At 60.7% G+C, this 25,911-nt stretch carries 24 protein-coding genes and 2 pseudogenes; 15 read left to right on the forward strand and 11 right to left on the reverse strand.

Annotated features, from left to right (window positions below; all coding sequences use genetic code 11):
- Positions 1-91 precede the first annotated feature (91 nt).
- Positions 92-430 (forward strand): hypothetical protein, encoded by a 339-nt coding sequence (locus ISN39_RS36775; protein ID WP_246763430.1) that lies wholly within the window; start codon positions 92-94, stop codon positions 428-430.
- A gap of 62 nt (positions 431-492) precedes the next feature.
- A complete protein-coding gene (locus ISN39_RS36780; protein WP_246763431.1) occupies positions 493-1,074 on the forward strand; it encodes a helix-turn-helix transcriptional regulator in 582 nt (193 codons plus the stop codon).
- 299 nt (positions 1,075-1,373) lie between these two features.
- Here the strand turns inward: ISN39_RS36780 and ISN39_RS25955 are convergent, their stop codons facing one another.
- A complete protein-coding gene (locus ISN39_RS25955; RefSeq protein WP_194731029.1) occupies positions 1,374-2,015 on the reverse strand; it encodes an alpha/beta family hydrolase in 642 nt (213 codons plus the stop codon).
- A gap of 358 nt (positions 2,016-2,373) precedes the next feature.
- On the opposite strand from ISN39_RS25955, the gene ISN39_RS25960 reads away from it, so the two are divergent.
- From ISN39_RS25960 to ISN39_RS26005, 10 genes and pseudogenes are all read left to right on the forward strand, one after another.
- A complete protein-coding gene (locus tag ISN39_RS25960; protein WP_194731030.1) occupies positions 2,374-3,456 on the forward strand; it encodes a substrate-binding domain-containing protein in 1,083 nt (360 codons plus the stop codon).
- Between the two features lie 79 nt (positions 3,457-3,535).
- Positions 3,536-5,791 (forward strand): ABC transporter permease, encoded by a 2,256-nt coding sequence (locus ISN39_RS25965; RefSeq protein WP_194731031.1) that lies wholly within the window; start codon positions 3,536-3,538, stop codon positions 5,789-5,791.
- Positions 5,784-6,566, forward strand: a complete 783-nt coding sequence (locus tag ISN39_RS25970) for an ATP-binding cassette domain-containing protein (protein WP_074072082.1) — start codon at positions 5,784-5,786, stop codon at positions 6,564-6,566. Before ISN39_RS25965 ends, ISN39_RS25970 begins: the two co-directional genes overlap by 8 nt.
- Positions 6,567-6,568: 2 nt before the next feature.
- Positions 6,569-6,706, forward strand: a pseudogene (locus ISN39_RS25975) (cytochrome c maturation protein CcmE); the annotation flags it as partial.
- A complete protein-coding gene (locus ISN39_RS25980) occupies positions 6,703-8,691 on the forward strand; it encodes a heme lyase CcmF/NrfE family subunit (RefSeq protein WP_194731032.1) in 1,989 nt (662 codons plus the stop codon). The pseudogene ISN39_RS25975 and the gene ISN39_RS25980, both read left to right, overlap by 4 nt.
- 9 nt (positions 8,692-8,700) lie before the next feature.
- Positions 8,701-8,991 (forward strand): annotated as a pseudogene (locus ISN39_RS25985) (cytochrome c-type biogenesis protein); the annotation flags it as partial.
- A gap of 247 nt (positions 8,992-9,238) precedes the next feature.
- Positions 9,239-9,688, forward strand: a complete 450-nt coding sequence (locus ISN39_RS25990; protein WP_194731033.1) for a thiosulfate oxidation carrier protein SoxY — start codon at positions 9,239-9,241, stop codon at positions 9,686-9,688.
- A gap of 45 nt (positions 9,689-9,733) precedes the next feature.
- Entirely contained in the window at positions 9,734-10,036 is a 303-nt protein-coding gene (gene soxZ / locus ISN39_RS25995; protein ID WP_074072079.1) for a thiosulfate oxidation carrier complex protein SoxZ, read from the forward strand.
- 1 nt (position 10,037) lies between these two features.
- On the forward strand, positions 10,038-10,409 hold the full coding sequence (locus tag ISN39_RS26000; protein WP_194731034.1) for a c-type cytochrome: 372 nt from the start codon (positions 10,038-10,040) through the stop codon (positions 10,407-10,409).
- Positions 10,406-11,671, forward strand: a complete 1,266-nt coding sequence (locus ISN39_RS26005; RefSeq protein ID WP_083635983.1) for an NAD(P)/FAD-dependent oxidoreductase — start codon at positions 10,406-10,408, stop codon at positions 11,669-11,671. The genes ISN39_RS26000 and ISN39_RS26005 overlap by 4 nt, the downstream gene beginning before the upstream one ends.
- Here ISN39_RS26005 and ISN39_RS26010 read toward each other — a convergent pair.
- The 10 genes from ISN39_RS26010 to ISN39_RS26050 form a co-directional block, all read right to left on the reverse strand.
- On the reverse strand, positions 11,623-13,755 hold the full coding sequence (locus ISN39_RS26010; RefSeq protein WP_194731035.1) for a cation-translocating P-type ATPase: 2,133 nt from the start codon (positions 13,753-13,755) through the stop codon (positions 11,623-11,625). The genes ISN39_RS26005 and ISN39_RS26010 overlap by 49 nt on opposite strands.
- 56 nt (positions 13,756-13,811) lie before the next feature.
- The gene (locus ISN39_RS26015; protein WP_194731036.1) at positions 13,812-14,528 is read right to left on the reverse strand and encodes a sulfite exporter TauE/SafE family protein; all 717 of its coding nucleotides are present in this window, start codon (positions 14,526-14,528) and stop codon (positions 13,812-13,814) included.
- A gap of 33 nt (positions 14,529-14,561) precedes the next feature.
- Positions 14,562-14,684: a hypothetical protein gene (locus tag ISN39_RS37695; protein ID WP_257788118.1), complete on the reverse strand. Its 123-nt coding sequence runs from the start codon at positions 14,682-14,684 to the stop codon at positions 14,562-14,564.
- A 179-nt stretch (positions 14,685-14,863) separates the two neighbouring features.
- Entirely contained in the window at positions 14,864-15,079 is a 216-nt protein-coding gene (locus ISN39_RS26020; RefSeq protein WP_194731037.1) for a hypothetical protein, read from the reverse strand.
- A complete protein-coding gene (locus ISN39_RS26025) occupies positions 15,039-15,227 on the reverse strand; it encodes a hypothetical protein (RefSeq protein ID WP_074072076.1) in 189 nt (62 codons plus the stop codon). The genes ISN39_RS26020 and ISN39_RS26025 overlap by 41 nt, the downstream gene beginning before the upstream one ends.
- Before the next feature lie 3 nt (positions 15,228-15,230).
- Positions 15,231-16,901 carry a cbb3-type cytochrome c oxidase subunit II gene (locus ISN39_RS26030; RefSeq protein WP_194731038.1) on the reverse strand — a complete coding sequence of 557 codons (1,671 nt, stop codon included), beginning with the start codon at positions 16,899-16,901 and terminating at the stop codon, positions 15,231-15,233.
- Positions 16,898-18,349, reverse strand: coding sequence for a cbb3-type cytochrome c oxidase subunit I (locus ISN39_RS26035; protein WP_194731039.1), 1,452 nt, complete (start codon positions 18,347-18,349; stop codon positions 16,898-16,900). The genes ISN39_RS26030 and ISN39_RS26035 overlap by 4 nt, the downstream gene beginning before the upstream one ends.
- Positions 18,350-18,396: 47 nt before the next feature.
- Positions 18,397-18,864 (reverse strand): hypothetical protein, encoded by a 468-nt coding sequence (locus tag ISN39_RS26040; RefSeq protein ID WP_194731040.1) that lies wholly within the window; start codon positions 18,862-18,864, stop codon positions 18,397-18,399.
- 11 nt (positions 18,865-18,875) lie between these two features.
- A complete protein-coding gene (locus tag ISN39_RS26045) occupies positions 18,876-20,015 on the reverse strand; it encodes a metallophosphoesterase (RefSeq protein WP_074072072.1) in 1,140 nt (379 codons plus the stop codon).
- Between the two features lie 100 nt (positions 20,016-20,115).
- A complete protein-coding gene (locus ISN39_RS26050) occupies positions 20,116-20,832 on the reverse strand; it encodes a carboxypeptidase regulatory-like domain-containing protein (RefSeq protein WP_194731041.1) in 717 nt (238 codons plus the stop codon).
- Positions 20,833-21,080: 248 nt separating this feature from the next.
- Between ISN39_RS26050 and ISN39_RS26055 the strand changes: the two genes are divergently transcribed.
- From ISN39_RS26055 to groL, 3 genes are read left to right on the forward strand one after another with little or no spacing between them, the layout of a single operon-like run.
- A complete protein-coding gene (locus tag ISN39_RS26055) occupies positions 21,081-21,701 on the forward strand; it encodes an SCO family protein (protein ID WP_246763433.1) in 621 nt (206 codons plus the stop codon).
- Between the two features lie 25 nt (positions 21,702-21,726).
- On the forward strand, positions 21,727-22,989 hold the full coding sequence (gene hemA / locus ISN39_RS26060) for a 5-aminolevulinate synthase (protein WP_194731042.1): 1,263 nt from the start codon (positions 21,727-21,729) through the stop codon (positions 22,987-22,989).
- A gap of 25 nt (positions 22,990-23,014) precedes the next feature.
- Positions 23,015-24,655, forward strand: coding sequence for a chaperonin GroEL (gene groL, locus ISN39_RS26065; RefSeq protein WP_194731043.1), 1,641 nt, complete (start codon positions 23,015-23,017; stop codon positions 24,653-24,655).
- Positions 24,656-25,911 lie beyond the last annotated feature (1,256 nt).

Raw genomic sequence — 25,911 nt, forward strand, 5'->3', positions numbered from 1 at the left:
ACGGCGCGGCCGTCCTGCTGCCTCGATCAAAGCGTCGCCTCATCTTAAACAGTGGCGTGACGGCTTGCGTTGTTCCGGAGCAGTTTAGGCCATGACGGGCAACCTGCACGCTTCCCGTTTTTGCATCTTCGACGCCGATGTTGACGAATTGCGCGAACACTACGCCAATACGTTGAAGCCGGTTCGGGTCAGCCCGATCGACCGAAGTAGCACGATATCGGTGGAAGACACCCATTTCTCCGTTGGAGAATTCGACATCTGGTCGGGGCTTTGCCAATCCGGCATGGAGGTCAATTTCTCGGAGCCGCCGGACGCCTACGCGCTTTATGTGCCGATAACGGGTGCGATGGAAATGGGCGGAGGCGGGCAGCAGTTGACGTCCGCGCCTGGTACGCTTCTGGCCGCTGACCTCTCTAAGGCCATCTTCTGAGGCTGCATAGCGAACGCAGCCATATCGGTATCGCTTTCAGCCGCCAGTCCGTTACCCGCCAGTTGAGCGAACTTCTCGGTTCGCCGGTCATTCATGATATCGAACTCTTTGCCGAGTACGATGCACGTTCGGGTGCGGGTGCCAAACTCGCCGCGATGGCCCAGTTGCTCTGGGATAGTCTGATCAGCGAACCGGCGGGTACCATCTCAGCACGTTCCACGGAGTTCTTCTTCCGCACGATCATGGTCGCGCTCCTCGAAAACGTGCCGCATCGCTATTTGGCTTTGCTGGAACGCCCCGTCTCGCCCGCAATGCCGCGGCAGATGAAACGCGCGATCGACTATATGATGGCCAACATTGCAACGGCGGTAAGCGTCGATGAGATCGCGCGCGATGCGGGGGTCAGCGTCCGTGCCCTTCAGGCAGCATTCAAGCAGTTCAAGAATACGACACCCTTGAACTATCTCCGCCAACTTCGTTTGGAGGGTGCCCGAAAAGACCTCCTTCTCGGACGTCAGGATGGGGTCTCCATCTCGGATATCGCCCGGCAATGGGGATTTACGCATGTCGGGCGCTTCTCCATCCTATACCGGGAAACCTTCGGCGAAATGCCGACGGAGACGCGCCGGTTTACAAGAAGCTAAAGCGAACGACGGCTCAGGTCACTTTACCGCCATCGAAAAAATCTGACCGGGTGTTCTGCGGGGGGACCGCCCATCGAGATAGGGGTGGTCGATGGGCGGCCGATGCTCAAGCGGGCGGCCGTCAGGACCGCCGCATTCACCTCCAAAACCTGCTCGGCCGAATGCTGAACATCAATGCTTTGTGCCCATGGTCGACAATTCAATGTCCACTTTCCTGCGGCTTCCGTATAGGGGATTCGCTATACGTATATCGCCTGAGGCCCGCGACGGTGAGCTGCCGCGGCTCAAGCACATCGCGGCTATGGTGCCAACGGAGATGCCCAGGTTTTGACGGCCGCTGCCATGCTTGCCAGATGATCTGCCAGTGAGAAGCCCGATATCTTCTTTCTCGGCCTCAGATCATGGTCGCCGTCTTCAAGCCAAACGAGTTCAATTTTGTTGGACATCTTGTAGCTTTGGACTTCCTGCCGAGTGCCGAACACGTCTCGCGTTCCCTGGACAATCAGCGCCGGCGTCTTCAGCGTTTCGAGATGCTTTGTGCGGAGCTCTTCGGGCTTGCCCGGCGGGTGGAACGGATAGCCGAGGCAGATGAGACCGGCGATCTTGCCTTTGGCGAAAAGGTCGTCGGCAATCATGCTGGCAACGCGGCCGCCCATCGATTTTCCGCCGATGAGCAAAGGACTGCGCACGCCGAGCCGCTCGATTGCGGCACCATATTCGGCAATGAGCTTGTCAGCGCGCGGCGGCGGCTTGCGGCCTTCGGAGGTTCGCCTTGCCGCCATATAGGCAAATTCGAACCTGGCGACGCGAAAGCCAATGGCTGCCAGAGCTTCGGCCGCAGCCGTCATCGACGGCGAATCCATCGCCCCGCCGGCGCCATGAGCAAGCAGGATCGTAAACTCGGCGTCGTCGGGGCCGTTTATCAGAATGCCGTTTTGCATGCGCAATTCATAAGGGGTCGTCCAGCCTTTGTCAGCACACTGATGGCAAATTAGGCTTACCGACGGGTTGCCTCTTCCAATCGCCGAATCTGCTCGATGAGCCGGAGATCCTGACGACGTCGCTAAAGATACCCCAGGCCCTTGGCACTGTTCGCAACCGGCCCGACCACACCCGTTCTCTCCGGTGAACGGAATCGCTTCGCCATTGAATAAATTCGCCAATACGATGTGTTCGCCATTTACTTCCGCGGGATTTGCGCTGCATATTAGAATATTAGCAAATATGGAGAGAGGAGCATTCGAACAACTCGATAAGTGCGCTCGAATGGCTTCCGATCCTGGTAAGGGAGGACCAATCATGAGGCGAATTTTGTTGCTCGCGGTATCGGCCGCGGCGGTGTCGCTTGGCGTCTCGTATGCCTTCGCACAATCGGGCAGCGTCGAGAAAGCGGTTGGCGGCTACAATTTCGATGAAGCCGCAAAGGAGGCTGCCGGCACGAAGGATTTCCATTCGGCAGACGGCCATCTGACCTTTGCAATTGTAACTCACACGGCTGGCAATGGATTCTTCGACCCGGTCTATGTCGGCGCGACGGTGGCCGGCAATCTGATCGGCGCCAAGGTCCTGCTGCTCGGCTCTGAATCACCGACCGATGACCCCGCCCGCGAGATTGAAATCCTGAACCAGATCGTGCAGGACCCGACGATCGACGGGCTGATTATGACAACGCCGCAGGCTGGCGCCTACAACGACATCGTCAAAGCCGCCGAAACGAAGGGTATCCCGGTTGCCACCACAAATTCCTTCGACGGGACCATTCTCAACCGCAGTAAGCTCAGCCATACCGGCCAGGACGCGTCTGCTGCCGCAATTGCCGGCGAGGCACTTGTCAAGTGCTTGGCGGATAAAGGCATTGAGAAGGGGTCGATCGTGCTGCCCTCGTCGACTGCGATGGGCAACATCGAGGTGAACAATCGCGTGACATCGGCTTTCAACGCGATCGTCAAAGGACTCAAGGATGCAGGCAAGCTGGAGAACTTTAAGGTCGATGCAGGACCGGAGAACACCGGCATCGACACCAACCCGAATGATCCGGTGAACGGTATCGTCACGCTGTTTGAATCGCGCGGCGACGTGGTTGGCGCCTTTGCCGGGAACAACGTATTCACGCCGGCCCTTGCCAAGGCGGTCGCCCAGACCGGCATGACCGGCAAGATCTGCGCTTATGGATTCGACCTCGGTCCCGCGCAGCAGGATGCGTTGAACAGCGGCGACCTGACCGGCGCGCTTGGTCAGCAGCCATTCCTGCAAGGCTTCTGGCCGGTCATGCAACTCTATCTGCAGATCGATCGCGGTATCGCGGCCGCCAATCTCGACACGCGCGCCCAGCTCGTGACCAAGGAGACTGTCGGAAATGTTGGCAAGCGCTTCGAGAATTGACGTCGCAGGCAACGCTCACAATCGCTGCGGGAGAGGGGAGCTCTGCCCGCAGCATGCGAAAGCCGGATAGAACACGCTTATGGAGCCTCACGCGACGACCCGGCACGAGCGCGCACCATCCCAACTGATTGGCGGCTGGGAGGCGGGGCTTATGGGCCTGCTCGTGCTCCTCTATCTCGGCGGCGCTATCGTCAATCCCGCGTTCTTCGGATCGGCGGAGGCGTTCCATGCCCTTCTTCGCGACACCTCTCGGGTGGCCATCATCGCAGTCGGAATGACCTTCGTCATTGTCAACAAGGATCTCGATCTCTCGGTCGGCTCAACCTATGGCCTGGTCGCGGTCGTCTTTGCCCGGCTGTTCGCATCCAACGTTCTCGACCTCAACGTCCTGACAGCGATAATCCTCTGTATGACGTTAGGTGTTGTGATCGGGCTCGCGAACGGCCTGCTTGTCACGGTCCTGAAAGTGCCCGCGTTCATTGCCACACTGACGGTTCTGTTTATAGGCCGCGGCTTCGTCCTTGCACTCACGCACGGCCAAGCGATCTATTATCCCGGCAAGGCGAAGGACTATCCGTTGTTCTTCCACCTCGGTGAAACAAATGTTTTCGGTTTCAACAACCAGATTGCGATCTTCGCCGTTGTCGCGGTGATCGGCGCCCTTGTGTTGGGCAAGACGCGGTGGGGCTACGAGACTTTCGCCACGGGCGGGAATGAGCAGGCAGCGGTTTATGCCGGCATACCGACGAACTGGGTGCGTATCCGGGCCTACCTGATCTCCTCGCTTGGCGCGACGCTCGCCGGCCTGATGTCCGCCGCGCAGGATAAGGGCGTGACGCCGCTTTACGGTGTGAGCGGCGAGCTGACGGTCATCGCCGCAGTAATCATCGGCGGCGCTTCAATCCTCGGCGGCCGTGGCCGCGTGGCCGGGTCATGCCTCGGTGCACTGCTGGTTGTCCTTCTCGACAAGGTGCTGCGCGAGGGCTGGCCGATCACGCGCACGGTCAAGATCGGCGACGAGGAAATCACGGTCAACGCGATATTCTCGCTACCGGTCGGTGCTGTCCCGGTCTTCCTCGGTCTCCTTCTGGTCATCGCGGTGCTGATTGAACCCCATCTCATTCGGCGCCAGGTTGCAACGCGCTTCTGGGCGTGGCTCCGCGGCAAGCCGCCGCCGCCCGCCTATGAGATTGGCGGCGTCGCGCTCGAGGGCGTTCAGACCAAAGGCGCCATGGCAACGGACACGGCGATGTCGACGACCACCTTCGGCAGGTTTCTTGGCCGGCGTGATTCGCTTGCCATCATCCTGGCTGTCTTGCTGTGGTTAACGGGTGTCGCGCTTAGGCCCGATTACTGGTGGAACCTGTCGAACAGCTTCGCGATCCTGCTCAACTATACCGAGTTGGCGCTGATCGCGATCGGGCTCACTTATGTCATTGCCGCGGGCGATATCGACCTCTCCGTCGGATCGGTCCTTGCCCTTGCCGGGAGTACGGCTGCCTACTTTTTGAAAGTCCTCGGCGCCGATCCATTCACGGCGATTGCGATGGGCCTTCTTGCAGGAATGGCCGCAGGTTTCGTCAATGCCGTCGTGACGGTCGGGTTCAAGTTGCCGGCGTTTATCGCCACACTCGGCATGTACTATATCGCCCGCGGTCTGGCTGCCTGGTTCGTCGCCGGACAGCAACTGGCCGGCTGGCCGGAGGGCTACAATCTGCTCGGCCGCAAGGTGAATGACATCCTCCTCCATTTCCGCATCTCGCTGCCGCCCGGCATCCTTCGCACGGTGGCCGAGGTCGTCAGCGTCCAGACGATCTGGATGTTTTTCGTCGCCCTGATGGCCGGCGTCGTACTCGCTTACATGCCGTTCGGACACAAGATCCGTGCCACCGGCGGCAACATCCGCGCCGCCGCCTATGCCGGCATCAACACCGACCAGGTGCGTTTCATCGCCCTCATGCTGGCGGCACTTTGTGCGGCCATGGCCGGGATCATCAACGCCGCCTATTTTCGAAGCTTCAACCCGGTTGCCGGGCAGTTCCGCGAGCTTGATGCCATCGCTTCCGTCATCATAGGCGGCGGCTCGATCTTCGGTGGCTACGGCACGATGATCGGCGCCCTCGCAGGCGCGGCCGTGATTACGCTCGTGCGGGCACTCATGCAGCTCAACGTCCAGGGATTCAGCATGCCCCAGCATTGGATCAACGTCTTCATCGGCCTCATCTTGATCGTCGCGGTGTTGATCGACATATGGGTGCGCCAAGCCAATATTTTCGGACACCTGCTAGCCGGTCTCGCGAGAGTGCGCAGGGGGAAGGAAATCGCTCATGGTTGACGTAACACCATCCGAGCCGATCGTGGAAATGCGGAGTATCGAAAAAGCCTTCGGTGCGGTGCAGGCCCTCCGCAAGGTGGATCTCGTGCTATATCCCGGCGAGATACTCGGCCTGGTCGGCGACAACTCGGCTGGCAAGTCGACGCTCATGAAGATCCTGACCGGTGCTTATCAGCGCGATGCCGGTGAGATCCTCGTTGCCGGACAACCGGTGCATTTCAAGAGCCCGCACGAAAGCCGGGATGTCGGCATCGAGATGATCTACCAGGACTTCGCGCTGTGCGGCAACATGGATGTCGGTCAGAACATCTTCCTTGGCCGCTGGCCGCTCAAAGGTCCTTTCGTCAATCGCCGCAAGATGTATGCGGAAGCTGACAAAGTGCTGAAACGGCTCAAGGTCGACGTCAACTCCGTCTATCAGAAGGTCGAAAGCCTGTCGGGTGGCCGCCAGCAATCGGTGGCGATTGCCCGCGCGATTTCTTTTGGCCCGCGCGTCGTGGTCCTCGACGAGCCGACAGCTAACCTTTCCGTGATGGCGACCGAGCGCCTGCTCGAAACCATGCTGGAGCTAAAGAAGCAGGGGGTTGCACAGATCATCATTTCGCATCGCCTCGTCGACATTTTCGCCGTGGGCGACCGCGTCATGGTGCTGAAGCGCGGCGAGTATGTGGGCGACCGCTACATTAAGAATACCGACGAGCATGAAGTTCTCGAGATTATCGTGTCTGGCACGCGAGAGCACGCGCTGACAGCCGATGAAGCAAGGCGGACCTGAGAGGTAAGTTTGCGGCCGGCAGCCGGGAGTTCCTCGCCGACACGGTGCTTGCCAAGCACGACGAGAAATACATGCCGAAGGACGTTGCCGACCGGCTGAAGGCGCAGGGTCTGTGGCAGGAAGGCGAGGGTACGCAATGATCATCGAGATCGGTCACTACGCACTTGTCCTGGCGCTGGCGGCAGCGATCGTTGTTTCGCTGGTGCCGGCAATCGGCGCGCGCAGGCTTGACCAGGCGATGATGGATGTCGCGCCGCTTGGCTCCGTCGTGCTCTTTGCGCTAGTGACCTTCTCCTTCGGCGTTTTGACCTATGCCCATGTGGTCTCCGACTTTACCGTCAGGAACGTCTGGGAGAACTCGCATTCGCTGGTGCCGCTGATCTACAAATATTCCGGCGTCTGGGGCAATCACGAAGGCTCGATGATGCTGTGGCTGCTGATCCTTGCGCTGTTCAGCGCCCTGGTGGCGCTCTTCGGCCGCAATCTGCCGGACAGGCTGAAGGCCAATGTGCTTTCGGTTCAGGCCTGGATCTCCGCCGCCTTCATCCTCTTCATCCTGTTGACCTCCAACCCGTTCGTCCGCCTCAATCCGGCACCGGCCGAGGGCCGCGACCTCAATCCGGTGCTGCAGGATATCGGGCTCGCCATCCATCCGCCGCTGCTTTATCTCGGTTATGTCGGCTTTTCGGTGTGCTTCTCCTTTGCCGTCGCCGCCTTGCTGGAAGGCCGGATCGATGCCGCCTGGGCGCGCTGGGTCAGGCCCTGGACGCTTGCCGCCTGGACCTTCCTGACGCTCGGCATCGCCATGGGCTCCTACTGGGCCTACTACGAACTCGGCTGGGGCGGCTGGTGGTTCTGGGATCCGGTCGAAAACGCCTCCTTCATGCCGTGGCTTGCCGGAACCGCACTGCTGCATTCGGCGCTGGTGATGGAAAAGCGCGAGGCGCTGAAGATCTGGACCGTGCTGCTTGCAATCCTCACCTTCTCGCTGTCGCTGCTCGGCACCTTCCTGGTGCGCTCCGGCGTCTTGACCTCGGTGCATGCCTTTGCCAGCGACCCGAGCCGCGGCGTCTTCATTCTCTGCATTCTCATGCTCTTCATCGGCGGGGCGCTGTCGCTGTTTGCGTTTCGCGCACCGCGTTTGAGTGCGGGCGGCCTGTTTGCGCCGGTCTCGCGCGAAGGCGCCTTGGTGCTGAACAACCTGATCCTCACGGTTGCCTGCGGCACCGTCTTGACCGGGACGCTCTATCCGCTGCTTCTGGAGACGCTCACCGGCGACAAGATCTCCGTTGGCGCGCCGTTCTTCAACATGACCTTCGGGCTCTTGATGGCACCGTTGCTCGTCGCCGTGCCGTTCGGGCCGCTGCTTGCCTGGAAGCGCGGCGACCTTTTGGGCGTGCTGCAGCGGCTCTATGTCGTGGCAGGGGTTGCCTTCGCCGCGGCGATCGCCGTCTTCTACATCGAGCATGGCGGACCGGTGTTGGCGGTTCTCGGGCTGGCGGCCGGGCTGTTCCTCGTCTTCGGTGCCATTGCCGACCTCTGGTATCGCGCAGGCTTCGGCAAGATGGCGGCGGAGATCGCATGGCGGCGGCTTTCCGGCCTGCCGCGTTCGGCTTTTGGCACGGCCTTGGCGCATGCCGGGCTCGGCGTCACCGTGCTCGGCATTGTTGCCGTTACGACATTTGCGACCGAGCATGTGCTTGAAATGAAGCCCGGCGAGACCATGGAGGCGGGAGGCTACAGCGTCCATTTCGACGGCATGCAGCCGGCGGCCGGTCCAAACTACAAGGAAGATCGCGGACACTTCAGTATCCGCCGCGGCGGCGTCGAGGTTGCGGATGTCTGGTCGGCAAAGCGCGTCTATGCCGCCCGCCAGATGCCGACGACGGAAGCCGGCATCCTGACCTTCGGGGCAAGCCAGCTCTACGTGTCGCTCGGCGATCCGACCAGGGACGGCGGCATCGTCGTGCGCATCTGGTGGAAGCCGTTCATCCTGTTGATCTGGGGCGGGACGCTGCTGATGGCGGTCGGTGGCTTCGTGTCGCTCTCCGACCGGCGGCTGCGCGTCGGCGCCCCGCGCCGCAAGGCAAGAGCGGTTCCCGCAGGGATGGGGCCGGTAGAATGATCGGCCTAGCGGCTTCTGGTGCGCGAGCGCCTGACCGATGGCGACCCGGACGAAGAGGTCTTGAACTACATCGTTTCGCGCTACGGCCATTTCGTGCTTCTGAAGCCCCGGTTGAGCGTTCGAACGGTTCTGCTTTGGGGCGCCTCCATTTTGCTGATCGTCGCCGGGGCCATCTCGCTGCTGATTTTCGCCAGGCGACGGGCCGGCAAGCCGACCGGAAGCCAGTTGACGGTGGAAGAACGGGCACGGCTGACGAATTGCTTGGAACGGGGTCCGATCGGACATCCTGACAGAGTTTAAGCAGGTTTACGACAATGCCGAGTTCCCGTTCGTTCAACCGAAAGCAAGCACGATGAAACATTTACGCGCCACAGGACAAGGTGTACTCTTCCAGGAAACATGCGGAGGTGACGGTTTCGGAACCTCGAAGAGACCGAGGCTCCTCATTAGCCCCTCGCGGCGGGAGCGAAGCGTTCCCGCAAGAGGCTGGGTACACACTGCATCTGCTTTGGACGAACGCTAATCCAGCGGTGGCGGAGACCGGACAATGAGCTTGACGCGCCGTCGGTTGTCGATAACAGGCGCAATCGGAATCGTCGCTTGGGCGCTTACGCTGTGGCCGAAGCGCGCGCGCGCAGGTGATGATGCTCTCGATTTCGTCGAGCGGATGACGGGACGAGCCGCGACCGAATCGACCCAGCTTCGTCTACTAATGCCCACCGTATTTTCGACCGGCTATACGGTGCCTATGGATATCCAGGTGGAGAGTCCGATGACGGAAACCGACCACGTAAAGTCGATCCGCGTCTTCGCGCCAGAGAACCCGTTCGTCGAGGTAGCCCAGTTCCATTTCTCACCCCGACGCTGCCTTGCCCGCGTTTCGACCCGGATTCGCCTTGCGGGGCCGCAGCACGTCGTGGCGCTCGCCGAAATGAGCGACGGTAGGTTGCTCATGGCCAAGAGCTGGGTCAGCGTCGCCACGAATGGTTGCCGTTGACAGAATGGAAGGAGGGCAAGCGCAATGACGCCGATACCCCGTGTTATGGTTCCCGGCACCGCCGCCAAAGGCGAAGTCATTCCGGTCAAGACCATCGTTCAGCACAAGATGGAAACGGGGCTGCGGACAGACGGCGAGGGCGAGGTGATCCCGCGCAAGATCATCAATAAATTCATCTGTCGCTATGGTGGCGTTGTAGTGTTCAGCGTCGACCTGCACGAGGCGGTTTCGGCCAATCCCTTTTTTGAATTCTCGCTGCTCGCGACGGAAAGCGGACGCATGGAGTTCATCTGGAAGGAAGACGGCGGCGCCGTCTATTCTCTGAACCACGATATAGTGGTTACCTGAGATGGTGAAAGGACCGTCGACCGCGGCACCGCCCCTTGCGAAGGCCATCGCTTTCGAAACCCGTCATATTCTGAGGTCGCTCCTTGTAGTCGCGCCCCTTGTGCCTGCCGGCCAGGCTGCGGCTGAGGTCAGTGAAGGCGCTCAGATCGCCGCCACCTGCGCATCCTGCCATCATCCGGACAAGCGAGGGCAGTCCATTCCCTCGATCACGGCGCTTGACGAGCAGACCATAATAAAAGCCATGCTTGCCTTTCGCGCAAACTCAAGTCCACGCCTTGTGATGCACGCGGTCGCCCTGTCGCTTACCGATGGAGAACTGGCGGCCGTGGCGCGCTATCTTGCCGGAAAGGCAAAGGACGGGGGGCAACAATGACAGACTGGACGCGGCGCCGGATCTGCTGCCTCGGGGGAGGGATACTCATGGCCGCGGCTGCGCCGCATATTGCGCGCGGCCAGAGCCGGCCAAGGGTCGTCGTGATCGGCGGCGGCATTGGCGGCGCGACGGCCGCCCGATACCTCGCCGACCTGAAGACGCTCGATGTCACCCTGATCGAGCCGAAGCCGAACCATGTCACCTGCTTCTTCAGCAATCTTTACCTCGCCGGTCTTCGCTCGCTCGCCTCGCTGACCTTCGGCTTCGAGGCGCTGGCCGAGCGCCACGGTATCACTGTCATCCGGAACGCGGCGACTGCGATCGACGCCACCGCGAGGGTCGTCAGCCTCCAGGGCGGGTCAAGGCTCGCCTATGACCGCCTCGTGCTCGCCCCGGGGATCGCCTTCAAATTCGGCGAGATCGACGGCTATGACGACGCAGCGGCCGAGGTGATGCCGCATGCCTGGAATGCCGGACCTCAGAGCGATGTTCTGCGCCGGCAACTCGAAAGCATGGAGGATGGCGGCGTGTTCGCTATCGCTGCGCCCCAAAATCCCTTCCGCTGCCCGCCGGCCCCCTATGAGCGAGCCTCGCTGGTGGCCTACTATTTCAAGCAGTTCAAACCGAAGTCGAAGATACTCATTCTCGACGCGAAGGACCAGTTTTCGGGCCAGGAACTGTTCCAGGACGCCTGGTCACGCCACTATCCGGGTATGATCGAATGGCTGCCGGCGCAGTTCATAGGGAAAACCAAAGGCGTGCATGTGGCGACGTGTTCCGTCATAACGGAAAGCCAGACCTTCAAGGCGGCCGTCGCCAACGTCATTCCGCCGCAGAAGGCGGGGCTTATCGCTGAAAGGGCGGGCCTTACCGACAGCACCGGCTGGTGTCCGGTCGATCCAGTGACGTTCGAGTCGACGCTGCAGCCCGCCATCCATCTGGTAGGCGACGCGATCATTGGCGGCGACATGCCAAAATCCGCCTTCTCCGCCAATAGTCAGGCCAAGGCATGCGCCTTCGCCATCGCCGCTTCGCTTACAGGCTCGCCACGCTTTCCTCCGCACCTGTTCAATTCGTGCTACACGTTCCTCGCGCCAGACGATGCCTTCACCAATGCCATTACCTTCGCTCCCGAGGGCGGAAGCATAAAGACCGTCAAGATGTTTATCAGCAAGGTTGGCGAGAGTGCGGAGGTCCGACGCCGGATGGCGCATCAGGCCGTCGGCTGGTATTCGGCCTTCACGGCGGACGTGTTCGGCTGATCAAGGGGTTGAGATTCCTGACCGTCTACGGGAAATCCCCGAAGGGAGAGGCAAGACGGATCGGGATCCGGCACCCGTTGCAGCCTCAACGAATTCATTACAACGAGAATGCTCGAACCGGCCATGACTGCGGCGGCGAGGATCGGCTGCAGCAGCCCGAGCGAGGCGGCCGTCAGCGCGACAAGGTTGTAGCCGAAGGCCCAAAGGAGATTGGTAAGGATGGTCCGGCGGACCGCGCGCGCCATGTCGACGACCCATGGCAGCATCCACAGCCCGGCCTCGGGCAGAACAAGCGCCGATGTTTCGCGGGCGAGGTCGGTGGCGGAGCCGACTGCGATACCGACGTCGGCGTCCGCCAGGACCAGAGCGTCATTGAGGCCGTCGCCAACCATGGCCACTCTTCCGCAGTTGTGGCGGAGGCGGTTCAGGGCGTCCCGCTTGGCCTCCGGCGACAGACCGGCCTCGATGTCGGCGATGCCGACTGTCGCACCGATGCGTCGGGCCGGTTCTGCCAGATCACCGGTCAGGAGAACAACCTGCAAGCCGCGGCTCCTCAGTTCCTCGATCGTTGTGCGCGCTTCCGGGCGCGGCGTGTCGTCGAGCGAGAGTACCCCCTGCACGCGGCCGTTCCAACCGACATGGACAAGCGAGTGGCCCGTCGCCTCGGAAATCCGGGCACGCTCTCGCAACTCGGGCGAGAGCGCCCATCCCAAATCGCGCATAAGTGCCGCGTTGCCGGCAGCTACCGGCATGCCGCCGACGGTGCCGCGGATGCCGCGGCCAGGAACGGCGCGAGTAGCCAGCGTCTGATCTGGCGGAACGCCGAGAGCAGCGGCGGCGGCGGTGATGGGCTTTGCCATGGCATGCTCAGAATGCCGCTCCAACCCGCTCGCGCGCGCCAGCACTTCTTCAGACCTGACGCTATCGGTTAAGATTTCGACCACACGCAGCCTGCCGCTCGTCAGCGTGCCGGTCTTGTCGAAAGCCACGGATCGGAGCTCTGCGAGCACCTCCAGGATGCCGGGGTCACGAACAACGCAGCCGTAGCGCGCCAGTCGTCCGATGCCGAGGGTGGTCGCAAGCGGAGCGGCAAGCCCAACCGCACACGGACAGGCAACGACGAGAACTGCGAGCCCGATGAGCAACGCTCGGTCGAAAGGCTGCGATTGCGCCCAATAGGCAATCGTCAGTGCGCCGAGTACGAGCACGAGCGGCACAGCAAGCGCAATGATCCGGTCGGCGATGCGCTGGGTCAGGCCCCGGTGGGATAGGGCATCGCGAACCGAGCGACAGATGCGTACCCACTGCGTATCACTGACCGCGCCGCTGCATCGGATGAGCAAGGCGCCGTCGATATTGATGCTGCCGGCGATGACACACATGCCGGCCGCTTTCGGAACTGGGTGGCTTTCGCCGGTGATCATCGCCTCGTCGGCGACAGATTCTCCCTCGACGATCACGCCATCGACGGGGATGCGCTCACCCGGTCGCACTCGTACCAGCATGCCGGCGAGGATCTCGCGCACCGGCCGACGCGTCTCGGCTCCACCGGCGACGACTGTCGCGATCTCGTTTTCTGCCGCAAGGAGCGGTTCGAGATCACGGGCCGCCTTGGCACGGCTTGTCGCCTCGAGATAGCGGCCAAGAGTGAACAGCGTCAGCACCATTGAAGCGGTGTCGAAATAGACATGAGTACTGCCCGCGAGCACTGCGAAGGCAGAATAAAGGTAGGCCGCCCCGACGCCGGTGACGATCAGGGCCGACGATGTCAGGCGTCCGTCCAGCGCGTCATGCACCGTCTCGCGGAAGAAAGGACCGCCGAGGATTACGACCGCCGGGGTGGCGAAAATCCAGAGCAGCAGGTGAATCCATGGAAGCATGTAGGCGTCCGCCCCGGCGAACGTGTCATCATAGAGCAGGAGGCTGAAGAGCATGATATTCATGGAAAGGAACGCGCCCACTCCGAGGCGGACGAGCAGCCAGGCCGCTTCCGATTCCTCGCTTCTGCCGCGCGTCACCTGAAAGGCAATGCAGCAGCCATAGCAGCAGAAGGTGTGGACCTCGCCGTCAAGAGTGCGCTGCATGGCCCGCCGTCCCACCGGCAGCAAGCAGTGACTGCAGAATGCATCGTCCGGTGTGCTCATATGAAGTGAGTTCCATGGAATAGGCCTAGCGGCAGGACGCCACGGCCGAGGGTCACGAGCCCGAGCACAAGGATGAAGCTGCCTGCTAGCCAGACGCTGCGCTGCCGCCACATCGGGGCGAGCGACGGGCCGATGCCCCCCATCATCAGCATTGCCGGAAAAGTTCCTAGACCAAAGGCCGCCATGGTGAGAAAGCCGGGAAGCGCTCCGGCGGTGCTGGTGGCCTGGGCAACGAAGGCATAGACGAGCGGGCAGGGGAGAAAGCCGTTGAGGACGCCGAACGCGAGGGGAGCGGCTTTCCAAGGTGCCGCGAGCAATTGCCGCAGCGAGACGACCAGCGCGCTGCCGCCCAGACCGATTGTTGCGCGACGCAGCCCCTGCAAAAAACCGAAGAACTGCAACGCCATGCTGATCATGAGGATGCCGGCAACGATTGCGAGGATACGCTGCGCAGGATCGACGTAGCCTCCGAAGAGCGGAACGGCCGGCGGGCCGCCGCCGCTCGAACAGACCACCGCGCCCAATGCGCCCGCAAGAGCGCCGAGGAAGCAATAGGTGGTCAGCCGCCCGCCATTGTAGAGAAGATGCCGTAGCACTGTCCCTCCCAGCCCATGCCGATCACGTCCGAGTGCACAGGCAAAACCGCCACACATGCCGATGCAATGAAAGCTACCGGCAAAGCCCGCTGCAAAAAGTACCAGATACGGGGTCATCGCAACTTCCTCCTGCCTGATCAAAGGCCGGTCCTATCTCCAAGCGAGGTAAGCGACCCAGGCGAAGAAGGCGATATGAAAGACGGCGCCGCCGATGAAGGCAAGCGTCTGGTTGAAGCCCGCATCAGCGAAGGAAAACATGGTCTCAGCAAGCATCCCATCCTCCTACAGTTCAGAGAGCAGCGATGACGTTGAACGCCAATCCGCTGACCAGGAAGAGAAGGTTCAGTATCACGACGGCTATAATGATCCTCGGCGCCAACATCATTGGTCTCCTTCTTGCTCACAGCCGTTGAATCCATCCGGGGCTCCGCGAGAGGCCGTGCTTCAATGCGCTAAAACCGGCCCGGCCCAAGTCCGCCCCAGTAGTTGTAGCTGTAGTAAAGCCCCCATACGAAAAGTACGAAATAGACAGCCAGAAGCCACACGGGGATGTATCCATGGTGCGCTTCGATGTGGCCGCCCGCATATTCCTCCATCTCATGCTCTCTACTCTCGGGAACGTCCGCATCACGGCTTCCGGTCGGTTTCGTGGTCTGTCCTTCTGTCATTTTCCATCTCCCTCTCGAAGAATTCCTGCGAGACCCTGTCTGCGTTGCTCAAAGCTCCCGAAAGCACCCCCCATATGAAGAGGCAGAGAGCCCCGAGGCTCATCAACATTGCGCCGACATAGGGACCAGCAATTCCGAAATCCGCCATGCGTCATTCTCCCTGAGCAATTTTCGCCGGAGCATCGCCTGCGCCCTTGTCGAGCCGGCTGGTTGCCGCACCGGCGCCCGGTACGTAAGCCTTGTCCGGAGAGGACGCCTGACGGTTGAGGTCGTCGAGCGCCTCCCGGTCGGCCTCGGCTATGTTCAGCGGTTCGAGGGTCAGGGGATCCTTGTAGGCGGAAAGCGACAGAACGTAGTAGGCGAGCGCCCATCGATCCTCGTCCGGGAACGCATTGCGGTAGGATGGCATTGGCGTGCCGCTCAGTCCCGTGGTCATTGTCCGGAATATGTCCTGGACGGCCGGGCCGGATTTGAACTGGCCGCTGGTGAGGTCCGCAGGCACGCTGGTGAAGCCGAGATCATCCTTCAGTCCGGCGGCCTTCTCGCCGTCGCCTTTCCCCTCCTGTCCATGGCATTCCCAGCATTTGGCCGACTGCCATATCTGCCTGCCATGCGCCAGAAGCTGCTCGGAAGGCTGCGGGAGCTCGCCGATCAGCAGCGGCCCGCCGGGGGGCTCTTCCGTGAAGAATTCATAAGGCGCGGAGGGATCGGAGCGATCGACCGCCAGCTCAAACTTGATGTATTGGATAACGGCGAGGCGATCGTTGATGGGCAGTTCGTGCCATGCAGGCATTGCGGTGCCGCGCACGCCGCGCGTGATCGTGCGCAGCAGGTCTCCATCCGTCGGCAGCGGCCCTTGCGTCAGCCTGAACTTGAAGACGGCAGCCGTGAAATCGCGCGGCCGTTGCTTGTACATGAAAGTTGCCGCCGGACCATTGCCATCGCCCGTCACACCGTGGCAGCCAATGCAGCGGCGCTCATAGACGTTCTTGCCGTGCAATATCCATTCCTGCGACCGTGGCAAGGAAACGTCGACGACCTGCAATTGCTGCGGTTCGAAAAGGTCGCGCCATTTCCCGCGGTTCATGCCGAGCTTCTGCATATAGGCAACGAGCGCGTGGAGATCCTCGGTCTCAGCCGCGATCGTTACGGTCTGGCCCGTAAATTCCTCGTTAGGGATAAGAATGACTGGCTTCTTCTGTCGCGCCTCGATCGGCACGAACAGCAGCCCGTTGGCGTTCGGCGTTAGCGATATCAGATCCTGGCTGTCAAAGCGGAAGAAACGCTCGGTAACAGGCGTCCTTTCCAGTGTGCGACCGCCGGCACCATCGTCGACAATCCTAAGGGGTCCCTCCGGCTCATCGAAAAGACCGCGATAGGGTGCCATAACCGAATCTGGAACCAGCATGCGCGGATCCCAGAAATGGGCGAGGTGCCATTCGTCGCCGTATTTCAGGCCGACGCGTGTGAGATCCGGGCCGATGCGGCGCGTTCCGAACAGGTGTGGCACGTCATAGGCGAATTCGCCCGATTCCGAAACTGGGCCCCAGCGGCGAGTCTCGCCGGTCACCGGGCGCACGAACTGCGAATGGCAATACCAGCAGCCTTCCCGCAAATAGACGGCGCGGCCTCGGCTCTGCAGCGGTGTGTAGTCGGTCGCATCGGCCACCATCCATTTGACCTGGCCGAAGCTGGTACGGACAGCGGCTGTGACCTTCGTCGTGCGGGCTGACGGTTCGAAGAATGGAAGGATTCCCTGCGTGAACACCGCAAGGAAGAAGAAGCCGATACCAGCCACCAGTGCGACGAACCGTGCGCTCATTGGGCGGGCCCACCGACCGGTATGGTGCTCGAGCCGGGTATCGGCTCACGTTCTCTTAACTTTACGGGCTCTCTAATCACGGTCATCATCATGTTGAGGACGAGCAGCGACATGCCGATATCCATGGTGATGCCTGCCAGCGTGCGCAGCAGCCAATAGGGTTTCATGTGGACGATCGAGTCCAGCCATTCAACGCCGTTCATCCACTGAAACCCCTGCTGAAGTCCGCCGGCGGTTAGACCAATACCCATGGTCGAGATTCCGGCGGTGATCAGCCAGAAAGACCAGTTGCCCATCCGAAACGACCAGAGTTCGCGGCCCCACAAACGCGGCCAGGCGTACACCAGCCCGCCCATTGCCCAGACGACAAAGGTTCCGAACACGGTCAGATGCGAGTGCGAGATGACGAAGTCGGTGAAATGCGTCGGCTGCTGCAGGGCTCGCAAGGCTTCTGTGGATCCCTGGAAGCATCCGAAGAGATACATGATCGAGCCCGTGATCAGGAATTTGGCCGGAAGGTTCGTGCCGAGTTCATGCCATTTGCCCATCATGGTTCCAAAGAAGTTCACCAGCACCGTCCAGACCGGGATGATCAGCAGCATCGATGTGACGATTGCGATTGTCTCGGCCCAGTCGGCGATCGGGCTGAAGAGATAGTGATGAATGCCGACAAAGGGATAGAAGAGCGCGAGCGACCAGAAGCCGACCAGCGAAAGCTTGTGGGAAAAGAGCGGATTGCGCGCGCTGACCGGCAGAAAGTAGTAGATCAGTACATAGCCCGCCGGCGTCAGCCACAGGCCTACGATGTAGTGGATGTAGAGGCCGTGGAAGGCGGCGCTGTTGATTCCGCTGATGGTGTAGGGAAGGATGAAGCTGCCCAGCACGAGGTTCATCGTCGTCCAGACGAACGCCCCGATCAGATACCACAGCGCGACGTAGAGAGGCGGCTCGAGGCGCCGGGCGATGGTGATCAGGAATTGCGCCGTGACCGTCGCGATCACGGCGAAGATCGGAATCTCGGCGAATAGCGGAAGCTCGCCCGCTTCGAGCCCGTGATTTTCGCCGAGGGCCAGTGCCACGAGGGCAGCGGCCATAACGATGTTCCACAGCCAGGCCATTGAGACGCTCAGCCGCGGCCAAGGCACCCGCACGCCGCAGAGACGCGGCACGAGATAGTAGCATTCCCCGATGAAGAGCGCCGAAAAGGCGCCGAAGATGACGCCGTTGATGTGCACCGGCCGGAGGCGCCCGAAAGTGAGCGCCAGATTTTCGGTGCCGAGATAGTCCGGATAGTTGAACAGTCCCGAAATCGCCACCCCGACGGACGGCGTCACCATCAGCCAGAACATGCCCCAGTAGAGCCAGACGCGCACGACCGGACGGTCGACCAATTCATCGAGGTCTACATTGGCGAAGCGGCCCCGCAACACTGTCGCGGTTTCTGCCAAGACACATCTCCTCTTTGCGTGCCGGTACCGCCGGCAGCGGCTGAAGCCTAAAACTTGCCAGGCTGGAGCACCGAGCCCGTATTGGACCAAGTAATGTAGGCTTCCAGCGACTTCATCGCCTCGGACTCAGGATCGATCTTCACGCCCTGGTTCGGCTTTTCGATGCACCAGTTGATCATATCCCGCAGGGTCGCGAACTGGTTAATTTGCGCCTGGAATTTCGGGAAGGACTGCGGATGGGTGTCCGACGCCATGGGGTGGCACATGGCGCAAGCCATTCCCGTAGTCGAAAGGCTGTCGCCGACGCCCATGGCGTCAGCCGTCGCTTGATCGCCATGAAAAAGCAGGTCTCCCTTCCTGACCTGTTCCAGGAAAACGTCCTGAAAGGCCTTCAACTGTTGCGGGGTTATCGGATCCTTGTGCGCGCCGGCCGGTCCGACGAGAAGGGCAATGCCGATTGCGCCTCCTATCGAGGAAATCCGCAGTGTGCCGGGGAGGGTTGCTTTGCTTGTCATAGCTATTCCTCCTATCGATATGGCCACATGTTATCGGCGATCCGCGGACGGATGACTTCCGACACGTTCTTGTCGTGGTCCTCGGGAGACTGGACGAAGACCTCCTTGCGGCCCCACATCACGTATTCCGCGTTTACATCGTCGTTTGCGGCGACGTCGATCTTGCCCCAGCCGACCCCGTCATAAGGATCGCCGGGATCGACGCGGATCATCGGCTTCGTCAGCTTTGGTACGCCTTCGGGCGCATAGGGCCACGGCCACGAGGTCGCAAGCATGCCGATAGACCGCATCGTGCCGATCTCGTTATAGAGCACCTGATGCGTATGGCCGTGGATGTTCGTGACCTTGCTGAAGGGCATCAATACCTGATGGACTTCGCGCCAGTCGCGGACCCAGAAATTCCAGGGTGGATAGTATTCGTAGAGCGGATTGTGACTGAAGATCACCACGGGTCTTGCCTTGTCCCAGTCGGAGAGTGTCTTCTCCATCCAGTCGAGCTGGTCGCGGCCGACGCCGGCCCAGGGACCGGCGACTGTGCCGTCGAGGGTCGCCATGTGGCCCATGCGCTCCTCGGGCGTCATGTTCTTGGCGCTCCAGTAGTCCGGTCCCCGGCTCACTGTATCGAGACCGATGAAGCGGACGCCCTTATGGTCGAAGGTCCAATTGGACTGGCCGAACAGTTCGCCCCACTTCTTGCCCATGTCCAGATACCAGTCGTGCTCGCCAGGTATATAGTGCTTGGGTATTGTGACGTCCTTCAGCAACTCGACGCCAAGCTCGAGCTCCTCGATCTTGCCGAGCTGCGCCAGATCGCCGCCGAAGACCAGGAAGTCGGCGGGCGGATTCATCGCCTTGACCTCTTGGGCCGCGCGTATGGTTTTGTCGACGAAGCGCGTGTTCAGGGATCGCGGATACAGGTGTGTGTCCGAAATCCAGGCGAACATAAACGGCTCTTCGGCTGCGTGCGCGATGTCGATCGTGTTGAGCAACGGCCACCACGCGAAGGTCTGCGCGACCGTGGCGGCACCGAACAACAGCGATTTGTGAACGAAAGTGCGGCGCGTTATCTGGAGCGTGTCATCTGGACGCACCCCAGCGGGCTGCAGCACCGCATGCATTTCCCGGCGCAAACGATCAAGCTCGTCAGACATGGGGTTTCTCCTACCTGGCCAAAAAAGGCTCGGCCGTCACAGAGGCAGACGTGACGCGCTAGGCCACATCAGGACTTTTCTTTTTGCTCTTTACTTCGTACTACTGTTTCTTAAGTTCGATATCGAGCTTCGTGGCTTTGCCACCCTCAACGCTGACAGACATTTCCATGGGCCCGGTGAAGGGCTGCACGGCCACGAGCTTGTAGTCACCCGGCGGGACGTCGGTGATCGAGAACTTGCCATCGCTCCCCGTGACTGAGTAGTAGGGATTGTTGGCAACATAAATCCAGCCTTCCATCCAGCCATGCGCGTCGCAGTCAATACGTACCGTTCCGGGCCGGGGCAATTCGGTGGGAATGGTCTGGCCTTTGTTGGGCAAGGCAAGGTTGAACGCCGTGCGCTTGCCATAGTAGCCATGCGTATTATGCAGCACGGGATCGGAATTCACGACATTCAGCGGGCCCGCCGGGATAACCTGCACTTCCGGTTCGAAACGGCATTTTTCATTGTCGAGTTCGGGCGTCTTCCCTGCCGTTGGCCATTCTTTGCCAGATGCCACGTCGACCAGATATACGACCGCACTTTCAACGGCCTTGCCGGCGCCAAGCCGGACCAACGGTTCGTCGCGTGGAGTTCCACAGACCTGGACGTCTTTGGTGGGGATGATCTTCTTCGTCGGGACGGTGCCGTTGTAGACAACAACACCCTCGATGGAGCCTCCTCCCGCAACGGCGGTAATTTCATAGGATTGACCAGGAACGCCAATCGCCGCCGTTGCCACCGTAAGAAATCCAGAGAAGAAATGATGCCTCCTCACAGCACCCTCCTCTTCCTTAACGGAGATGTTGCATTCTTGATCAGAATGATTCTAATATCAAGGGAAATCGATCTGAACTGGTAGTGGAATACCGGCCAGATTTACGCGGCAGAAAAAGCAGATTCCCTCGGCGCGTGGCGTGTGGATGGTAACCGCGAGCCGATTTACCTGTTCTGCGAACGTTCTGTCCCATCGCTACCGACCTCAACTGTGCGGTAATGTACAGTTGCGGGCCCCGGAGGCAAAAGATGGATCGCCCATGGAAGGACCATCGCGCTTCGGCGCGGCAGTGGCTAGCCCTCGCTGCAACCATGCTGGCGGCGACGGCGGTGGTGACCGCCTGGCCCGCTCGCGCGATCTCTGAAACGACGGTGGGAGGCCCCTTCACCCTCACTGCGTCCGACGGGCAAGCTGTGACGGATGCGACTTTCCGCGGCAAGTGGCTGCTGGTTTTCTTCGGTTACACCTTCTGCCCCGATGCCTGCCCGACGACGCTGAGCCAAATCGCGGTCGCGCTCGAGCAGCTCGGGGCGGATGCGCAAGAGGTGCAGCCGATCTTCATTACGGTCGATCCGGAGCGCGACACTCCAAAGGCAATGGGCGAATATACCGAAGCAATCGACAAGCGGATCGTCGGGCTCTCGGGAACGCCGGAGCAGATCGCAGCGGTATCGCAGGCATACGGCGTCTACAGCGAGCGGCACCGCACCGGAACAGGCCGGGACGACTATCTCATCGATCACGGCACGTACATCTACATAATGTCGCCGGAGGGAAAGTTTGCACGGGGCATGTCGGCTGACACGCCGGCGGACGACATCGCGGCCACCTTGCGCCATCTGATGACGGAGGCTCGCAATGGAGGTTGAGCGGACGCCGGCGAGGAGGCCGGACATGACCTGGGGGAAGGGTGGGAACAAGGGGACTGGACGGTACGGCCAGTACTTCGCCGCCGCCATATCACGACTCCATGCAGAGCAGCGATACCGCGTCTTTGCCGATCTGGAGCGGATCGCGGGACGTTTTCCCTTCGCCACCTGGCGCTCCCCATCGGGACTGCGGGAGGTCGTCATCTGGTGCTCCAACGATTATCTCGGTATGGGACAGCATCCCAAGGTGATCGAAGCCATGATTGACACTGCGCGACGCCACGGGACAGGTGCGGGCGGTACCCGCAACATTTCCGGCACAAACCATCCGCTCGTCGAACTGGAAGCCGAACTCGCGGATCTGCATGGCAAGGATGCGGCTCTGGTCTTCACGTCGGGGTATGTATCCAACCAGACGGGCATCTCCACCATCGCCAAGCTCATACCCGACTGTCTGATCCTGTCCGATGCGCTCAACCACAATTCCATGATCGAGGGGATTCGCCAATCCGGAATGGAAAGGCAGATCTTCCGCCACAACGACGTGCGACACCTTGAGGAACTGCTGAAGGCCGTCGCCTTCGAGCGGCCGAAGCTCATCGTCCTCGAAAGCCTCTATTCCATGGACGGCGACATCGCGCCGATCCATTGCATCTGCGAGCTCGCCGAACGCTACGGTGCCATGACCTATCTCGACGAGGTGCATGCGGTGGGAATGTATGGGCCGAGAGGCGGCGGCGTTGCCGAACGCGATGGCGCCATGGAGCGGATCGACGTCATCGAAGGTACCCTGGCCAAGGCTTTCGGATGTCTCGGCGGCTATATCGTCGGCAATAGCGATCTCATCGACGCCGTGCGCTCCTACGCGCCGGGTTTCATTTTCACGACGGCTTTGCCGCCGCCCATCTGCGCAGCGGCCACCGCCGCGATCCGCCACCTGAAGACCTCGCAGTCGGAGCGTCAAAGCCACCAAGACCGCGTCCGGCGCGTCAAGGCCGAACTGAATTCGGCAAGGCTGCCGGTCATGCCAAGCGACAGCCACATCGTTCCCGTGTGGGTCGGCGATCCGGCAAAGTGCAAGGCGGCGAGCAATATTCTACTGGCCGAGTACGGCATCTACATCCAGCCGATCAACTATCCGACCGTCGCCAAGGGAACCGAGCGGCTGCGCATCACGCCGTCGCCATGCCACGATGACATCATGATCAGCCACCTTGTGGCGGCGCTGTCCGATGTCTGGAACCGGCTCGGATTACCATACGCCAATACTGCTCAGGCCGCGGAGTGAGGCGGCAACTCTTGGGAGGAAGGCCATGACGGCCAAAGACATCAAATACGCCTTCGAGGCGCGAGACAGCATGTTAGATGGCGTGGGTACGCTCGGAAGGGCTGTCAGCGTCACACTTGGACCGCGGGGGCGGAATGTCGCCATGGCCCGGCCCTTCGGTGCGAAAATCACCAAGGACGGCGTGACCGTTGCAAAGGAGATCGAGCTTCAAGACAGGTTTGAGGACATGGCCGTCCGGTTGCTCCGGCAAGTTGCCGTCAAAACCTCCTATCTGACCGGCGACGGCACCACGACTGCGGTCGTGCTCGCCGAGGCTATTATCAGAGGCGGCGTGCGGGCAGTGGCGGCCGGCATGAATCCCATGGACTTGAAGCGCGGCATCGATCGTGCTGTCGAGGCTGTCGCGGCGGAGCTGAAGCAGAATGCAAGAGCCGTTTCCTCGAATGTGGAGATAGCCCAGATCGCCACGATCGCGGCAAACGGCGACACCGAAATCGGCCGCATCATCGCCGAAGCCATGGCAAAGGTCGGCAACAATGGCGTGATCACAGTCGAGGAAGGCAGGTCGCTCGAAACCGAGATCGAGATCGTCACCGGCATCCAGTTCGACCGCAGTTACATCTCCCCGCATTTCACTACCAACCGCGAGCGGACGCGGGTGGAGTTCGAGGATGCCTATATCCTTCTCGGCGAGAAGAAGCTGGCGAGCCTCGACAAAGTGGTGCCGCTCCTGGAAAAGGTCGTGCAGACCGGCAAACCTCTTCTCATTATCGCCGAAGATGTCGAGGCCGAAGTCAGAGCAGCGCTCGTCGTCAACAAGCTGCGCGGCAGCCTCAAGGTGGCAGCGGTCAAGGCGCCTGCCTACGGCGAGCTCCGCAAGGCGATCCTGCAGGATATTGCGCTGTTGACGGGTGGTACGGTCATCTCGGAGGATCTCGGCCTTAAGATCGAGACCGTGCCGCTCGATGTCCTCGGCCGCGCGGGGAAGATTACAGTCGACAAGCAAAACACGACGATCGTGGAAGGGCGTGGTCTACCGGTAGATATCGAGACGCGCATCGCCGCCATCAAGCGCCAGCTCGAACAGTCTGACTTCGACTATGACCGCGACAAGCTGGAGGAACGGCTGGCGCGGCTTTCGAGTGGGATCGCCGTGGTCCGGGTCGGCGGAACGAGCGAGATCGAGGTCAGGGAGAAGAAGGATCGCATCCGAAACGCCGTCCATGCTGCTCGCGCTGCCATCGAGGAGGGTATCTTGCCAGGCGGCGGCACCGCCCTCTTGCGGGCAGGAAAGGCACTCGAGGCGCTCAAGATCGATCACCCCGACCAGCAGGCAGGCATCCGCCTCGTCGCGGAGGCGATACGCTGGCCGGCGCGGCAGATTGCGGCCAATTCGGGCGAGGACGGTTCGGTCGTTGCAGCGAGAATTCTCGAAAAAGATGATTTCGCCTACGGCTACGACGCCCAGAAGGGAGCGTTCGGCGACATGGTGGCAGCGGGCATCATCGATCCCGTCAAGGCGGTGCGCGCGGCGCTTCAGGGCGCTGCGTCCGTGGCCGGTCTCATGATCATGACGGAGGCAATGGTGGCAGAGGTTCCGGGGCCGCCGCCGCCCGAGCTTCCGGGCCATCACGATCATGAGGACAATTTGGACATCGAATTCTAATCGAGACACGGTTGCAACAATCCAAAATATGAACGTGACCGGTTCCACGATAGGGGACAAAACCCCATTGGCCGATTTCCGTCATTGACACGGCCCCTGAGAAAGTAAGGGATCGTGCCAAAGAGAACGCGAATGATCACCGACAAGTTCGGGCGCCCATGGGCGTCGAACATCGGTCGCACGACCGTTATGGAAAACGCGAGCGCATGCAGGGCTTCCGATCTCGAGGAGGGCTCCAATGCTTGGTCGCGATCTTCTCAGCCCCCAAACATTCAGCAAATGCCGAGAAAGCGAACAAACGGCGGATGACGGCGAACGCCTTTGACCGCCGATTTGAGCGAGCAAAATGTCTCACTTTTGCCGCCCAAAAATGAGGGTGAGACAAACGAGGGAAAAAGCGATGAATAATCAAATAGGAAAAAATGGAATGGTGGGCGATGAGAGACTCGAAAACTCAAGGCTCTCATCGGGAAGAGTCTTAAGTATCTGGTTACAAAAAAGATTGAGCATATAGAGATATTGAAATTTGTGACATTGTGACGGCCCGAAAATTGTGACTCTTGCTGCGCTTGCCTGTGGATAAAGTGGATGGGAGATCCAATCCGAGCATCGAGAGTTTTCCAGCATGGTAAAACAGTGGCACGTCTGGCGGACGCAGTGGCGAAGACGCCTTTCTCGCGGACTGCGCCGACATCGTCTCAGCAGGAACGGTCTATGCCAAGTTCGCAAATCTTGCGACGAACATACTCACGATGCCGTTTAACAACTCGCGTGTTCTTCAGGTGGCCGATCTCGTCACCTCGATTACGACAGCAACGGTCGCGAGACATATCGAGTATGCCGACCCGTGTTCGAACCTGTGAAGAACATCTTGCGATCTTGACATAGGGGCGGATAGGCGGCGTGGGGCAGAAGATCCATCCAGACTTCTCGTATGTGAGCCTCTATCACTGGCTCTTAGGTGATGAGTTCTGGCTATCCGCTGCCGGATCGCCATTCCCCTTCCGCGACATCGAACCCCCGCTTTTGCTGGCGGCCAGCTCGACTGTTGGAACCTTCATCGGTGGATTTCTGCTCGGGTCGTGCCGAACGCCATGCTGCTGCCGGGCACTATCAATCCGGCAAGATCGACTATCCCCATTCCATCAAATGCGGCGACAAATGAATGCGCAGGTTTCATGACCCGACAATGGAGATGGGTTATACTATAGTCGCCGGCTGACGGAGCGCAGGACCCATACTCAAAAAGGCGGAGT

This window comes from Rhizobium sp. 007 (assembly GCF_015353075.1).
Lineage (GTDB): Bacteria > Pseudomonadota > Alphaproteobacteria > Rhizobiales > Rhizobiaceae > Rhizobium.

Coding starts and splice junctions, on each gene's coding strand:
- ISN39_RS36775 (WP_246763430.1), top strand. CDS start 92: ATGACGGGCAACCTGCACGCTTCCCGTTTTTGCATCTTCGACGCCGAT.
- ISN39_RS25955 (WP_194731029.1), bottom strand. CDS start 2,015: ATGCAAAACGGCATTCTGATAAACGGCCCCGACGACGCCGAGTTTACG.
- ISN39_RS25960 (WP_194731030.1), top strand. CDS start 2,374: ATGAGGCGAATTTTGTTGCTCGCGGTATCGGCCGCGGCGGTGTCGCTT.
- ISN39_RS25965 (WP_194731031.1), top strand. CDS start 3,536: ATGGAGCCTCACGCGACGACCCGGCACGAGCGCGCACCATCCCAACTG.
- ISN39_RS25970 (WP_074072082.1), top strand. CDS start 5,784: ATGGTTGACGTAACACCATCCGAGCCGATCGTGGAAATGCGGAGTATC.
- ISN39_RS25980 (WP_194731032.1), top strand. CDS start 6,703: ATGATCATCGAGATCGGTCACTACGCACTTGTCCTGGCGCTGGCGGCA.
- ISN39_RS25990 (WP_194731033.1), top strand. CDS start 9,239: ATGAGCTTGACGCGCCGTCGGTTGTCGATAACAGGCGCAATCGGAATC.
- soxZ (WP_074072079.1), top strand. CDS start 9,734: ATGGTTCCCGGCACCGCCGCCAAAGGCGAAGTCATTCCGGTCAAGACC.
- ISN39_RS26000 (WP_194731034.1), top strand. CDS start 10,038: ATGGTGAAAGGACCGTCGACCGCGGCACCGCCCCTTGCGAAGGCCATC.
- ISN39_RS26005 (WP_083635983.1), top strand. CDS start 10,406: ATGACAGACTGGACGCGGCGCCGGATCTGCTGCCTCGGGGGAGGGATA.
- ISN39_RS26010 (WP_194731035.1), bottom strand. CDS start 13,755: ATGCAGCGCACTCTTGACGGCGAGGTCCACACCTTCTGCTGCTATGGC.
- ISN39_RS26015 (WP_194731036.1), bottom strand. CDS start 14,528: ATGACCCCGTATCTGGTACTTTTTGCAGCGGGCTTTGCCGGTAGCTTT.
- ISN39_RS37695 (WP_257788118.1), bottom strand. CDS start 14,684: ATGCTTGCTGAGACCATGTTTTCCTTCGCTGATGCGGGCTTCAACCAG.
- ISN39_RS26020 (WP_194731037.1), bottom strand. CDS start 15,079: ATGACAGAAGGACAGACCACGAAACCGACCGGAAGCCGTGATGCGGAC.
- ISN39_RS26025 (WP_074072076.1), bottom strand. CDS start 15,227: ATGGCGGATTTCGGAATTGCTGGTCCCTATGTCGGCGCAATGTTGATG.
- ISN39_RS26030 (WP_194731038.1), bottom strand. CDS start 16,901: ATGAGCGCACGGTTCGTCGCACTGGTGGCTGGTATCGGCTTCTTCTTC.
- ISN39_RS26040 (WP_194731040.1), bottom strand. CDS start 18,864: ATGACAAGCAAAGCAACCCTCCCCGGCACACTGCGGATTTCCTCGATA.
- ISN39_RS26045 (WP_074072072.1), bottom strand. CDS start 20,015: ATGTCTGACGAGCTTGATCGTTTGCGCCGGGAAATGCATGCGGTGCTG.
- ISN39_RS26055 (WP_246763433.1), top strand. CDS start 21,081: ATGGATCGCCCATGGAAGGACCATCGCGCTTCGGCGCGGCAGTGGCTA.
- hemA (WP_194731042.1), top strand. CDS start 21,727: ATGACCTGGGGGAAGGGTGGGAACAAGGGGACTGGACGGTACGGCCAG.
- groL (WP_194731043.1), top strand. CDS start 23,015: ATGACGGCCAAAGACATCAAATACGCCTTCGAGGCGCGAGACAGCATG.